The organism is Gemmatimonadaceae bacterium (genome assembly GCA_020852815.1).
GTDB lineage: Bacteria > Gemmatimonadota > Gemmatimonadetes > Gemmatimonadales > Gemmatimonadaceae > SCN-70-22.
The window spans coordinates 270,526-284,383 of sequence record JADZAN010000002.1 but is presented as its reverse complement, the minus strand read 5'-3'; the positions used below and the strand labels follow the sequence as shown (position 1 = coordinate 284,383).

General features: G+C 67.6%; 9 protein-coding genes. 6 read left to right on the top strand and 3 right to left on the bottom strand.

Going from position 1 to position 13,858, the window contains the following annotated elements:
• Positions 1-224: 224 nt before the first annotated feature.
• From odhB to IT359_02230, 5 genes are all read left to right on the top strand, one after another.
• On the top strand, positions 225-1,583 hold the full coding sequence (gene odhB / locus IT359_02250) for a 2-oxoglutarate dehydrogenase complex dihydrolipoyllysine-residue succinyltransferase (protein ID MCC6927789.1): 1,359 nt from the start codon (positions 225-227) through the stop codon (positions 1,581-1,583).
• Between the two features lie 270 nt (positions 1,584-1,853).
• Positions 1,854-2,285: a hypothetical protein gene (locus IT359_02245; protein ID MCC6927788.1), complete on the top strand. Its 432-nt coding sequence runs from the start codon at positions 1,854-1,856 to the stop codon at positions 2,283-2,285.
• Between the two features lie 129 nt (positions 2,286-2,414).
• The gene (gene lpdA / locus IT359_02240) at positions 2,415-3,824 is read left to right on the top strand and encodes a dihydrolipoyl dehydrogenase (GenBank protein MCC6927787.1); all 1,410 of its coding nucleotides are present in this window, start codon (positions 2,415-2,417) and stop codon (positions 3,822-3,824) included.
• Positions 3,825-3,901: 77 nt separating this feature from the next.
• A complete protein-coding gene (locus IT359_02235) occupies positions 3,902-4,609 on the top strand; it encodes an HAD-IB family phosphatase (protein MCC6927786.1) in 708 nt (235 codons plus the stop codon).
• Positions 4,606-5,736, top strand: a complete 1,131-nt coding sequence (locus IT359_02230) for an alanine--glyoxylate aminotransferase family protein (GenBank protein ID MCC6927785.1) — start codon at positions 4,606-4,608, stop codon at positions 5,734-5,736. Before IT359_02235 ends, IT359_02230 begins: the two co-directional genes overlap by 4 nt.
• Before the next feature lie 314 nt (positions 5,737-6,050).
• Here the strand turns inward: IT359_02230 and IT359_02225 are convergent, their stop codons facing one another.
• Positions 6,051-8,807 carry a hypothetical protein gene (locus IT359_02225; GenBank protein MCC6927784.1) on the bottom strand — a complete coding sequence of 919 codons (2,757 nt, stop codon included), beginning with the start codon at positions 8,805-8,807 and terminating at the stop codon, positions 6,051-6,053.
• Between the two features lie 83 nt (positions 8,808-8,890).
• Here IT359_02225 and IT359_02220 point away from each other — a divergent pair, with 83 nt between their 5' ends.
• A complete protein-coding gene (locus IT359_02220; protein MCC6927783.1) occupies positions 8,891-9,769 on the top strand; it encodes an EamA family transporter in 879 nt (292 codons plus the stop codon).
• A gap of 61 nt (positions 9,770-9,830) precedes the next feature.
• Here IT359_02220 and IT359_02215 read toward each other — a convergent pair whose 3' ends face one another.
• Together IT359_02215 and IT359_02210 are read right to left on the bottom strand one after the other, a co-directional pair.
• Positions 9,831-12,413: a S8 family serine peptidase gene (locus IT359_02215; protein MCC6927782.1), complete on the bottom strand. Its 2,583-nt coding sequence runs from the start codon at positions 12,411-12,413 to the stop codon at positions 9,831-9,833.
• Between the two features lie 290 nt (positions 12,414-12,703).
• Positions 12,704-13,858: an FAD-binding oxidoreductase gene (locus tag IT359_02210; protein MCC6927781.1), complete on the bottom strand. Its 1,155-nt coding sequence runs from the start codon at positions 13,856-13,858 to the stop codon at positions 12,704-12,706.

Sequence of the window (13,858 nt, the reverse complement as noted above, 5' to 3'; positions counted from 1 at the left end):
TCGTGGCTAGGCGTGAGGAGTGATGGATGATGGGTGTCGCGCGCACGGGATCACGCGGGAGAGCCGAACGCATCTGGGCGCAACCTGTGGTCGCTGGAATGGCTGTGGATATAGATTCCGGAACATCGTCGGCAGGGTATTGCCCGAGCGCGGAGCACGGCGTCCGCAGCCCGAACCAACCCGCCATCGTCGTCGCACCTCGTCCCAGTCCGGAAACTCTGTCCATGCTCTCGATCAAAGTCCCGGTCCTCGGTGAATCCATCGTCGAAGCCACCATTTCACGGTGGCTCAAGAAGGAGGGAGACCGGGTGAACGCGGGCGAGACCCTGGTCGAACTGGAGACGGACAAGGTAACGGTCGAGGTTCCGGCGCTGAAAGCCGGGGTCGTGACGCGAGTGCTCAAGCGGGAAGGGGATGTGGTGAAGGTGGACGAGATCCTGTGCGAGATCGACGAGGGGGGCGGTGCGGGTGCGGCCGCTGCGGCAAGCACGGCAGCGACCGCGCCGGTGAGTGCGCCGGCGGCCGCGCCGGTTGCCGCGCCGGTTGCCGCGCCGGCTACGTCGGCGGCGCCGGTTCCTGCCGCGCCGGCGGCTGAGTCGACGTCGGAGCGGGCCTCGCCCGCGGCGCGCCGTGTGGCCGCAGAGGAGGGCGTCGACCTGTCACAGGTGAGTGGCACCGGACGGGGCGGCGTCGTGAGCAAGCCGGACGTGATCGAGCACCTGGCTGCGTCGAGCGCGGCACCGGCGCCCTCGTCAGCCGCAACGCAGCGCGCGGCGGCAAACACGGCGCCGGCAACGGCGCCGGTAGCGGCCCCTGCTGCCGCACCCGCTCCCGCCGACGCACCGCAGCCCGTCGCCGCGCCGATGCGCCCCCCCGTGCTCGGCGCCCCGCGCGAATCGCGCGAAAAGATGACCACGCGCCGCAAGCGCATGGCCGAGCACTTGCTGGAGTCGCACCAGTCGACAGCGCCGCTCACGACGTTCAACGAGATCGACATGACCACCGTCGAGGCGTTGCGCGCCAGGATCAAGGACAAGATCGAGAAAGAGCACGGCGTCCGCCTCTCGTTCATGCCCTTCTTCGTGAAGGCGGTGTGCATGGCGCTCAAGCAGCACCCGGTGGTGAACGCCAAGGTGGATGGCGATCACATCCAGTATCACCACTACGTGAACATGGGGATCGCGGTGGCGGCCGATGCCGGGCTCGTCGTCCCGAACCTGAAGGATGCCGACCGCATGTCGATCCTCGACATCGCGCGCGCTATCGTCGCCGTGGCCAAGAAGGCGCGCGATGGAAAGCTCACGATGGATGACCTCACGGGCGGGACATTCACCATCACCAACGGTGGCGTCTTCGGTTCGCTCATCTCGACCCCCATCATCAACTTCCCGCAGGTGGGGATCCTGGGGCTGCACAAGGTGCAGGAGCGCGCGATGGTGGTGAACGGCGCGATCGCGATTCGCCCCATGATGTACGTCGCCCTCTCCTACGACCATCGCATCATCGACGGGCAGCAGGCGGTGCTGTTCCTCGTGCGGGTGAAGGAGTTGATGGAGGATCCGGCGCTGATGGTGGTGGAGTAGGGGGGACGGGGGACGGGAGACGGGAGTGCAACGCGGCGCCGCTTGGCGCCGCGTTGCGTTTCAGGGGGGGATGCATTGGCTGAGCGTGGCGCCGTCGCAGCGGGTCGTTTGGCGTCTCGGGGGATGCCTCGCGGGATGCCTCGCGGGATGACTCGCGGTAAACCTTTGGGCCCTTCGCGGCATCCAATCCGTTGGATGGATCGGACGTGAGGCAGCGCTGAAACTCCTGCGGACGCGCCCCGTACGACAGCACAACACGAGGAACCGACCATGAGCTACGCCTTCACGCCACTCCCCCCTTCGCGACGCGATGCGCGCACGGGTGCTCCGCTCGGAGCCCTCGTCGGGAACTGGCGCGGGGAGCTGACGCTCGATGGCACCGAGGAACGCGTACCGTTCACGCTTCTCAGGGACCATTCGCACAACGCGTCGGTGGCCGGGCGCTTCCTCTTCTTCGCGACGAAGGACGTGGCGCCCACCGGGATGAAGTTGCTCGAGGCTGCCAACGCCACCTTTGTCGCACTCGTGGGGCCGTACTACTGCCCTCGCGAGAACGCCGACGTCCTCACGGTCTTCGAGGGGACGCGACGCGGTGAGACAATCGAAGGGACCTTCTACACCCGCGTGCAGAACTGGCGCAACACGCTGCGCAGCGGGCGTTTCACGGCCACGCGCGCCGACAGCAGCACCCGCGCGGCGTAGTTCGGTCCGCGGGTCCACAATTCGAGCTGGGGCACCGCAGGAGATCGCGGTGTGGGGGCGGGTGTGGTCGCGATCAGCGGCCACACCCGCTTAGCTTTCGACCGTCCCTCTCCCCTTACCTGGCTCCAGATGGCGAACGAACTCCTCGCCGCCGACGTGGTGGTGATCGGTGGCGGTCCCGGCGGCTATGTCGCATCCATTCGCGCGGCCCAGCTCGGCCTTTCCACGGTCTGCGTCGAGATGGACAAGACGCTCGGCGGCACGTGCGTCAACGTGGGATGCATCCCGTCCAAGGCGCTGCTCCAATCGTCGGAGCACTACGAGTTCGCCAAGCTGCACGCACACGAGCACGGCCTTGCCTTCGACGGACTCCGCTTCGACCTCGCGGCGATGATGAAGCGCAAGGACGACGTCGTGGGGGCCAACACGCGCGGCGTGGAGTTCCTCCTCAAGAAGAACAAGGTCACGTGGGCGCGAGGGCGCGGGACGCTCAAGCCCGGCAACATCGTCGACGTGACCGCCAACGACGGCACCGTCACGACGTACCAGGCCAGGCACGTCATCATCGCCACCGGCTCGGTCCCGTCGGAACTTCCCTTCCTCAAGTTCGACGAGCGGCGCGTCCTCTCGAACGTCGGCGCGCTCTCGATAGCCGAGGTGCCGCGCCATCTCGTCGTGATCGGCGGCGGGGTGATCGGGCTCGAGCTTGGCTCCGTCTGGCGACGTTTAGGGGCCAAGGTGACAGTGGTCGAGTTCATGCCGACCATCCTCCCCGGCAACGACGACGACATCACGCGCGAGGCCGACCGCATCTTCCGCAAGCAGGGGCTCGACCTCCGCACCGGGACCAAGGTGACGGGGGCGATCGTCGAAGCGAACCGCGTCCTCGTGACCATCGACAAGGACGGTGCCACGGAGACGCTCGACGCGGACTACGTCCTGGTCTCCGTTGGCCGCCGGCCGTCGTTGCACGGGATCGACGCCGCGGCACTGGGGCTCAAGACGCTCGCGCGCGGCGAAGTGATGGTCGACGACCAGATGCGCACGAACCTCCCCAACGTCTTCGCGATTGGCGATGTGGTGGGCGGGAAGCTCCTGGCGCACAAGGCGGAGGAGGAGGGGGTGGTGGCCGCCGAGGTGATTGCGGGAAAGCCCGTGCACATGCACTACCACTCCATGCCAGGCGTGGTGTACACCTGGCCAGAGATTGCAACCGTGGGGCTCACGGAGCAGGAGGTCAAGGCGAGCGCTCGCGCATACAAGGTGGGGAAGTTCCCCTTCTCGGCCAACGGGCGCGCGCGCACGATGGGCGAGACCAACGGCTTCGTGAAGATGATCGCCGACGCGCAGACGGACGAGTTGTTAGGCTGCCACATGATTGGCGCCAACGTCTCCGACCTGCTGGCGGAGGTCGTGCTGGCGTTCGAGTATCGCGGGTCGAGCGAGGACATCGGGATCACGGTGCACTCGCACCCCACGCTGAGCGAGGTGACGAAGGAAGCGGCGTTGGCGGTGCTGGGGCGCGCAATTCATATCTAGGGGATGCAGAAGACGGGAAGACGAGAAGACGGGAAGACGAGGGCGACGGGATCGACGCCAACCGGAACGGGCGCGTAGTGTTCCGCACCGTCTTCTTCGACTGCGACACGACCCTCTCGGCCATGGAGGGGATCGACGAGTTGGCGCGTGAGTACCGCGACCAGATCGTTCCGCTCACCGAGGCGGCGATGCGGGGCGAGGTTGCGCTGGAGTCGGTGTACGCACGGCGACTCGCAATCATCCGGCCGTCGCGCGCGGAACTGGAGCGCGTGGGACGGCTGTACGTCGAGCGGCTCGTGCCTGGCGCGCGCGAGGTGGTGGCCGCGTTGCAGCAGGCGGACGCCGAGGTGCACATCATCTCTGGCGGGTTGCGCCCGGCGGTGCTCCACGTGGCCGACGCACTCGGCGTCCCGCACGACCGGGTGCACGCGGTCGACATCCGGTTCGACGAGGCGGGACAGTACGCCGGCTTCGACGAGTCGTCGCCACTCACGCGCGATGGCGGGAAGCCAGTCGTCATCACATCGTTAGGGCCGCTGCCGCGCCCCATGATGCTCGTGGGCGACGGCAACACCGACCTCGAGGCCAAGGGTGTGGTCGACTGCTTCGTCGGCTTTGCCGGCGTCGTGGCGCGGCCACGCGTCGTGGCCGAGGCGCACGTGGTGGTGCACGAGCGCTCGCTGTTCCCGGTACTCGCGCTGGCCCTCGACGGGCCGGCGACCGCTGCATCTCACGCGCCGGAACTCCCGGCGTCTCCTGTTCCTCCGCCCAAGGGTTCCCCATGAGCAGCACTGTCGTTCCCGCACCGTCCACGCTTCCTCCGGGCGCCAGCGTCAAGGCGCCGCCCTTCGGCCGCTTCTTCCTTCCCGGCCCGACCGAGGTTCGTCACGACGTGCTGTATGCCATGACCGCGCAGATGATCGGGCATCGCGGCGCCGACGTGGAGGCGCTGATGGCGCGCGTGGGTCCCAAGCTGCAGCAGGTGTTTCGCACGTCGCGCCCCGTCTATTCGGTGACGTCGTCGGCGACAGGGTTGATGGAGGCGGGGGTACGCAACGCCTCGCACAAACGCGTCCTATGCCTCATCAACGGCTCCTTCTCGGAGCGCTTCCACAAGGCATCGGTGAACTCGGGCATCGCGGCCGACAAGCTCGAGGTTCCCTTCGGCGATTATCATGCTCCCGAGCTGCTTGCCGACGCGCTGAAGAAGAAGGAGTACGACGTCGTCACGATCGTGCACTCGGAGACGTCGACGGGGGTGCTCAACCCGATTCGCGAACTGGCGCAGGTTGCACACCAGGCGGGTGACATTGCCGTGGTGATCGACACCGTGTCGTCGCTGGCCGCCGGCGCCGTGGAGTGCGATGCGTGGGAGCTGGACTACGTCCTCACGGGATCGCAGAAGGCGCTGGCGCTCCCGCCGGGATTGGCGTTCTGCACCGCCAACGAGCGTGTTTTTGCGCGCGCGCGCCAGAGCCATCGCCGCGGGCTGTACTTCGACCTGCTCGAGTTCGACGAGTACTACCGGAAGCACCAGACGCCCAACACGCCGGCCGTGTCGCTGCTCTACGCGCTGGACGTGCAGCTGGACTACATCCTTGCCGAGGGCGTGGAGGCGCGGTGGGCGCGCCATGGCGAGATGGCGCAGTACACGTGGGCGTGGGCCGAGTCGCGCGGGCTCCGCATCTTTGCACCTGTCGGCTACCGTTCGCCGGGCGTGAGCTGCATCCTCATGCCGGAGGGGGTCAAGGGGGGCGAGGTGGCGGCGGCGATGAAGGCGAGGGGCTTCGTGCTCGCGCCGGGCTACGGTTCGCGCAAGGACGACATGGTGCGCATTGGCCACATGGGCGAGCACTCGTTAGGTGAGGTGCAGGAAGTGCTGGCGGCGCTGGGGGAGGTGCTGGGGCGGTAACGAACGACAACACCCCTGGCCGCTTTCGCTGCCAGGGGTGTGTCGTATGTGGCGCTCCCCCCAGAGACGCACACATCCGTACTGCACTACCAGTATCGTCGCCTAACGGTCGAGGCGCACCTGCCAGCGCTCCTTCCGCGCGGATTTCGCACGATTTTCACACGGCAGGCTGCACCGCCATGCCGCATGGGCTCGCACTCATCCGGAACAGGGGAGGCATCCCCTTCCACGAGCATGAGACGTCACTCGTGCGTTCGTGTTAAGGGACACACGGCGGCGCATCACTCCCCTACAACGCGGCGCAATTCGCGGCATCAGGAGGACGCAAAGACGAGGTCGAGCGCGACGAATCCATCGGCATCACCACCCTGTGACGGGAACTCGACAGTCAATTCGACCGATCTGTCGTGACCTGGCTCACGCATGCGCAGCGGCATCATCACCTGCTGCGCGGGTAGGACCGTGACCGATGCCGGTGCCGCGCCGTTGGGTGTACGCACGCGGAGTGTGTAGCGAGCACCGGCTCGCCCCTCGAGTCGCACGGCGTAGCGTCCGCCGTCGATGCGTTCGCGCACGACACGCAGCGCCGACGACCGGTCACCAATACGAGGCGCCTGCCGTGGCGGGATGATCTCCCACCCGCCGCTCCACGTCACCGCGAGTTGCACCTGGTCGCCCAGCGACGCGGAATCGAGCGCCACCACCGCGCCCGGATATGTCTGCGCGCGCAGCGACTCGCCGGTGGCGCGGGACACGGCGGTCGCTCCGAGTGGGAGCGCCGGGGCAAACTCCACCACGATAGGACGCCCCTTCTCGATCCCCTCGCGCGTCACGTGCAACGCGAGCTGCCGATCGCGACGCACGAGCTGCAATGACAGCTTGGCCTCGCCCACCGCCAGGTGCTCGACGCGCACCGAATCCCAATCGGGGGGAAGGTGCGGCGCCACGCGCAGGCGCCCCGCCGGCGCGTCGACCTCGAGCCCCAGCAGCCCGCGCACCAGCGGCGTGAGGACCATCGACGTGGCAAAGAACTGGTGCGGCACCGCGGTGTCGAGCGGCTTGTAGACGCGTCCCGAGATCACTTCCGGGTTGCGCCCCATCGACTCGTCGAAACCGGTGCGGGCAATGGCGTCGAGAGCAAAGCGCCCCGCGTGCGCGTTGTGGTAGCGGTACTGCGCCAGCGACACCCATCCGGTTACGAAGGGCCACACGGCGCCGTTGTTGTAGTGCAGCGGGTCGAAGAGCGTCGAGCGCGCCGAGAGCGGGCGCGCCCCCCAGTCGGTCATGATCTCGTTGCTGGCCAGGCGCGCAACCATCTCCGCACCGCGCGTGGCGTCGAACACGTCGAACGAAAGTGCGGTGGCGGGCCACGAGGTCAGGTTCTCGTTGACCTTCTTCCCTTCGAGGATGGCAAAGGCGTACTGCCCCTGCTGCGGCATCCAGAGTGTCCGCTCGAGGGTCGCCAGCGCCCTGGCCCGCGTCGCGCGCGCCTCGCTGGCCAGCGCGGGTTCCTTCATCGCCTCGGCCATGCGCGCCAAGCGCTCCAGCGCGGCGATCCAGACACCGCTCAGGTACACGTCGGAGACGATCCCTTCCTGCAGGTCACCGACTTCCAGCGCGCCGGCGCCGGCAATGGTGTTCTCCATCAGGCCATCGCCGTCGCTGTCGGCCTTGCGCGACCATTCGTACGCTTTCCTGATGTTGGGCCACAGCTCGCGCACCAGCGCGGTGTCGGCGCTCTGCTTCCAGTACTCGCCGAAGGCCAGCACCCAGAACGGTGTCGTGTCGCCGTGATAGAAGGCGTATGGATACTGGCCGAACCAGTCCACCTTGCCGGCGCCCTGCGAGATCTCGTGCGTGATCTTCCCGTCGGCGCGCTGGTACTTGGCGAAGAATCGGAAGACACCATCGCGCACCAGGTCGCGCTGCCCCACGCCGCTCATCCCGAACGAGTTGATGGCCGCATCGCCCCCGAAGAACCAGCCAAAGCCTGGGCGATCGCTCGCCGCACCGGAGAGTCCGTACCCTGCCACGAGCCCGCACCCCAGGTGCGGATTGCAGACCATGGCCTCGTCGAGGTTGACCTTGGCCCACTCGAAGGCGCGGTTGAGCGCGGTGTCGGGCGTCACGACGTGCGCCGTCTGCGTGCGGAGCGAGTCGTAGTGCGCCACGCGCTTGCGCCATTCGCGTTCCGCTGCCCCCGGTTGGAGCAATCGTTCATACAGCGCACGCGCCGAGTCGCGCGGCATCTCGCCCCCCGCCATCACGATGGGGATGAAGCCGTCGTGGATGTTGACGTTCCCGCCCGGGGGCTCGCCCATGCGTGGCTCGGTGTAGCGCTCGCTGGCGCTCCCCACGCCGATGACAAACTGCGGAAGCGCTGCCGAGAGCATGTGCGCGGGAACGTCCGATGCCTGCGTCACGCCGGGCGATCCGAGGAAGGCATTCACCTGCCGCCGCGACTCGGTGAAGACGAAGGCCCTGGCCTGTGCGTTCCAGGCGATGTACTGCCCGCCTAACGACGCCGGCCACGCGAGGTGGATGTCGGGCTGGAAGGTGGCGATGACCTCCATGGGACGGATGGCGTCGACCTCGAGGAGCATGATCGTGGCCGGCTGGTCGAGCACGGCGAAGACATGCTGCTTGACCGTGAACGTCTCGTAGGCGTACTCGATCGTGACGCCCTCGGGGCGCACGGTGACCCAGCGCGCGACCTCCCGGCCGGCAATGGGCGTGGTGTACTTTGGGACGCGGAAGGAGAGCTGGAAGTCGTGCAGCCACTTGTAGGGCCACGACCAGAGCTCGATGCGGCCATCCTCGGTCCCCATCGCGATCGCCTTGCGCCCGACGCTGGCCAGGTAGGTGTTGGGGCGCGCCGGGCCGCGCAGCTCGAGCGGCGAGCGAGCGAGGTCGAAGACCGCATTGCGCGGCGGCTGCGCGGCGCCAGCGCTCGCGGAACTCGCGCCCCCCTGCGCCTGCGCCGCGAGCGGGAAGCCGACGACCGGGAAGGCGACGGCGACGGACAAGGCGCGCCCTGCAGCGCGAAGCGCGAAATGACGGACGAGTGTCATGGCATGGGGAGGAGAGGCACCGGGGAATGTGAGGGAAGGCGCCGAGGCTGTCGAGCGCGCCGGCAACGGGCGAGATTCCCGGCATGCCGCCGAGCGCATTCTCCCTGGTCCTTGCCTCCGCGGTGCTGCACGCGACGTGGAACTACCTGCTCAAGCGCGCCGGGGGGACGCAGCAGGTGGTGGCGCTCAGCAAGGTGGCCGAGGCGGTGCTCCTGGCGCCGGTCTTCGCGTGGGGGTTCGCCGCCGCGCTCCCCGACACGCCGACGGTGCTGTGGTACACCGGCATCGCGGCGACCGGTGTGGGGCTCAACTACGTCTTCCTGGCGCACGCCTACCGTCACGGCGACCTCTCCGTCGTCTACCCCATCTCGCGCGGCGCCATCCTTGCTTTCCTCCCCATCGCCGGGTGGTTCGCGTTAGGCGAGCGGGTGGCGCCGGCGGGGGTGGCCGGGCTCGCCGCCATCATCGCGGGGATCCTCGTCCTCAACCTGCCGGCCTTCTCCGCCGGGGCCATGCGCACGCTGGGGCAGTCGCTGCGCTCGCGCGCCACGGTGTACTCCGTTGCGGCCGGCTTCGTGGCGGCCGGATACACCGTGTGGGACAAGCGCGCCATTCGCCACCTGGCGCCCTTTGCCTACATCTATTTGTACACCGTGCTGGTGGCGGGGGGATATGCGGCGTGGCTGGCCTGGCGCGTTGCGCCTGGCGACGTGCGTCGCACGTGGATGTCGCATCGCTTGGCGATCGTGGCCATCGGGCTCCTCAACACCTGTTCGTACCTCCTGATCCTGCTCTCGCTGCGCACCGGCGTGACGAGCTACGTGCTGGGGATGCGCCAACTCAGCATTGCCGTTGGCGTCTTCCTGGGGTGGTGGCTGCTGGGCGAGCGGATCACGCGCCCGCGCCTGTGCGGCGTGGGGCTCATCGTCGCCGGCTGTCTGGTGGTGACGATGGTCGCGTGACGAGGAAGGTTGCCTGGGCGCGAGCGTGGCGGCGCCGGCGCCTAACGACTGTCTCGACCCCTTACCGTGCCACGCGCGGCCCCGCCAGGCGCGCGGCCCCACCCTGCCAGGCAAACGACGTGGGCGTACAGGCGGTCAGGCCGTTGCCCGGCAACACGTCAACGGACGCGAACTGGCGCTGCGTGAGTGAGTAGCGCTTGAACACGCAGCCATAGTAGTGCGCGTCGTTCTGCACCGGCGCGGTGTACCACAGTTCCGATCCATCTTCTGCCACGGTGAGGCCGAAGAAGGGCGCCGGCCCGGCGTAGGCGCTCGGATACTGGGGCGCCCAGTCGAGGACGTCGGTGAAGAGCAGCGAATCGGAGCCGCTGGGAAGGTCGACCTTGGAGAAACGGTACTGTCCGGGGGCCGCTCCATCGGTGACCACCGTGACGGCAAAGCGCCCCGTGGGGGAGAGCGTCCCCGCGAAGCCGACGCCACCAGTGTTCGCCCCGCCACCGCCTGCGGGCGTCCACCGGTCGGGAAGATTGGCCCGCGTGGCGAGTGTCGCGCCGAGCAACCCGGCGGACCAGAGATTGTACGAGACGTTGGCGGTGAGGAAACCAGGGTTCATCGTCTTGGTGACGTACAACGCCGTATCGCCATCGTGCGACCAACCGCGCGACGACCACGTAACACCCGAGACGCTGGAGTCGGTGGCGATCGGCCACGGGGCACTGAGCGTCTGCCACCCGGTGGCGGTATACTGGGCTACGCGATGCAATCCGAGCCCATCGCCAAGATCGACGAGGATCTGCTTGCCTCCATGTGGCAGGTACACGGGGGCGCCGTTGATGCCTGGCACCGTGAAGGTGCTCAGCGATTCGAAGTCGCCGGCGCCCGGCGACCGTTTCGCGTACACCGTGATGGTGGACGTCTGTTGAATCGTGTCGAGCTGCGCGGAGAACGCGACCGGGTTGCCGCAGAGGGGGGCGCCGGGGCGGCGGGCGGCGGTGCGGAGTGCACCGTATGCACTAAGCAGAGGGCGCCGATAGCCACTCACACTCACGGAGTCATTGGCGCCAGCAAGCACCAACGATCGTAGCTCCATCGTCGTGAGATTCGGAATGAATGACAGCAGAAGGCCTGCACTACCCGCAACAATGGGCGCGGCGAAAGAGGTACCCGAGGCCACCGTGTCCTTCTCGGCTCTGGTGATGGCCCCGACGTCTTCTCCCGGTGCGTATACGTCGACCGCTGGTCCATGGTTTGAAACCGGCCACGGTGCACCATCCGCACGCACAGCGCCGACCACCACGACCTGGTTTGGGTACTTGGCGCGGGCTCCGACGTATCCCGCGAGCCTCGCGTCGATGCCGTCATTTCCGGCGCTCAACACAACGAGAGGAGTCCGGCCCTCCTGCTGAAGTCGGAGGATGGCTGACTGCATGATCGAAGCGCCCGCTCTACCTAGCTGCAGCAGATTCTCCTCAATCGCCGTCCACCATGGCACAGGCGCGATTCTGGTGGAGTCTCGAGCGTCGACCAACTTGTTTCGCAGAAGAAGCGACGCACTCCACATGACTCCGGACATTCCACGGGAGTTGTTTCCTACAGCCGCGACGATGGACGCCATCATCGTCCCGTGATCGCCCAGTACTACCGGATCAACAACATCCACGATGTTCGGCGCCAGATCAGCCGGTCGCCCGAATCCTGCATCCACCGTGCCGAGACGGACAGTAGTGCTGCCAGTCTCGCACCCCCACGCGAGTGGCGCTCCAACTCGCTCCATCGCCTGATTGATGCCGGACGCCAATACGGGAACGACCGCCCATGACGAACGCTGCCAGAGCGGGCCGTCGTGCGGCTTCATCCAGGACTCGTCCCGCGGAGTGCTGGTCGAGTACTCGCCTGCCACTTCAACCGATGGATCCGACATCAGCGCATCGAGGACGGAGAGAACGCTGTCCACGGTCGTTGCGGTCGGCACACGCACGATGTACCAACCGTCCCCTTGAATTGTCCTCCGCCCGCCCACGACGAAACCGCCGATCCCATTTATCGCTCTCGCGCGATCGACAACCGTCGCTTCGCGATGAAACAATACAACGACCAGCTGCGCCTTCAGCGTCTCTCCATCGGGCGCTGTCAGATTCGGTAAGGTCCCCAACAGAGTCACCGGTATCGAGTCCGGCGCGATCGCCGGCACGCTTCCGACGAGCGTCGCCATGGTCGCCAACTTGAGCCGGACCCACTGTGCGAGACTGCTTCCCGCAAACACGAGCCATTTGCGCCGTGTGGTTGCCCCCGGCGCGAGGACCTGCGGCGGCGCACCCGCGGCCAGCAGGGTGTCATAGCGCCACGAGCCGGCGCGGCCACCCGCCAGCGTCGTGTCCAGGTTCGTGGCGACGATGTCCGGCGTCCCGGGGAGGATCTGTCCTTGCGACCCGAGAAACTGCGAGCTGTCGGCGTTGAAGAAGATGCGCGTGGGCGCCACGACGGCCGTGCTGCCGACATTCCTGATCACCACCGGCACGCGGAGCGTGCCGGAACTCGCGTCGTAGACCGGCGCGGTGTCCGCGAGCAGTTGCAGCTGTCCCGTGCGGCACAGGGAGGTGTTGTAGAGGACCTCCAAGCGCGCCACGCCATCGCGCACGCGCACGGCGAAGCGTGTACACCCCTCGCATGCCTGCTGATTGGTCGACGCCGTCGGCTGCGGGAGGAGCGGAGGCGTGGGCGCGTGCGCCTCTGCCTGACAGCCGCTGCACCACGCCCCAATGGCGACCAACAGACCGAGTGTCATATGACGCGTCACCCCGGCGCGACGCTCGCGCCCTGCGAGTTCGGTTGGCATCCCCTCCCCCTCCTGTCAGACGATCGAGAATGGCAGCTGTTCCACTGGGCCATCCGCGGTCGCCAGGACGAACGCTGAGACACAATGGGACTCGACCGCTAGAACACGTTCGTCTCACTCCGCAACTCGCGTGACGCAAAGCGCGCGATCCGCAGCTCATCGATGTCGATGGTGTGGGCGCGCCCATCGAGCACCTCCTCGGCCATCAGCAACCCCGTCGCCGGCGAGTGCATCACGCCGTGCCCGCTGAAGCCGCTCGCGTCGACGTAGTTCGCCAGGTCGGGGTGTCGCCCCAGGATCGGCATGTGGTCTGGCGTGACCTCGTACAACCCGGACCAGCAGCGATCGTGCGCGAGCCGTGCCTCCCCTAACAGCGGGAAGCGTCGCACGCCTGCTTCGAGCACGGTGTCCATCCACTCCCAATCGACGTCGAGACGCTCGCTGGAGGGCTCATGCGGATTGGTGAGGCCGAAGAGGAGCGCCTGCCCCTCCTTGCGGATATAGAAGCCGCTGGAGACGTCGAAGGTGAAGGGCATCCCGTCCGGGAGCCCGTCGAATGCATCACTCATGTAGATCGTGCGGCGATACGGGTGCACCGGGATGTCGAGCCCGGCGAGCGCCCCGACACGTCCGGCCCACGCGCCGGCCGCGTTGACGAACACGTCGCAGCCAGCCTCGCCATGGGGGGTCCGCAGCGCCACGACGCGCTCACCCTTGCGCCGGACTTCGGTCACGGGTGTGTCGCACCGTACGCGCGCGCCTAACGCGCGGGCGCGCGCGAGGTATCCCATCGCAATGCCATACGGATCGCAATAGCCGTCCCAAGGGCAGAACGAGGCGCCCAGCACGTCGTCGACCCGCGTCCCCGGTACGAGGCGCGCCGACTCCTCGGCGCTCAACAACTCTGCCGGGACACCGAGCGAGCGTTGCAGCTGTGCCTGTCGCTGGTAGCGCTCCCACGAGGCAGGCTCGGTATGCAGGAAGAGGTAGCCCACCTGCCGCAGCGAGGCGTGTCCCCCAATCTCCTCCGTGAAGGCGCTGAGCCGTGCGATGGAATACAGCGAGAGCCGCACATTGACCGCAGAGCCGAACTGATGCCGAACACCTCCAGCGGAACGCCCGGTGCTCCCGCTGGCCGGCGACTCCGATCGCTCGAGAAGAAGGATGTCGCGGCAGCCGCGCGCCGCGAGGTGGTACGCGATCGACGAGCCGACAATGCCGGCGCCCGCGATGATGACCGACGCGCCCGTCAC

Bases quoted from the DNA above. Each gene is read 5' to 3' on its own strand.
- odhB (MCC6927789.1), top strand. From the start codon at position 225: ATGCTCTCGATCAAAGTCCCGGTCCTCGGTGAATCCATCGTCGAAGCC.
- IT359_02245 (MCC6927788.1), top strand. From the start codon at position 1,854: ATGAGCTACGCCTTCACGCCACTCCCCCCTTCGCGACGCGATGCGCGC.
- lpdA (MCC6927787.1), top strand. From the start codon at position 2,415: ATGGCGAACGAACTCCTCGCCGCCGACGTGGTGGTGATCGGTGGCGGT.
- IT359_02230 (MCC6927785.1), top strand. From the start codon at position 4,606: ATGAGCAGCACTGTCGTTCCCGCACCGTCCACGCTTCCTCCGGGCGCC.
- IT359_02225 (MCC6927784.1), bottom strand. From the start codon at position 8,807: ATGACACTCGTCCGTCATTTCGCGCTTCGCGCTGCAGGGCGCGCCTTG.
- IT359_02220 (MCC6927783.1), top strand. From the start codon at position 8,891: ATGCCGCCGAGCGCATTCTCCCTGGTCCTTGCCTCCGCGGTGCTGCAC.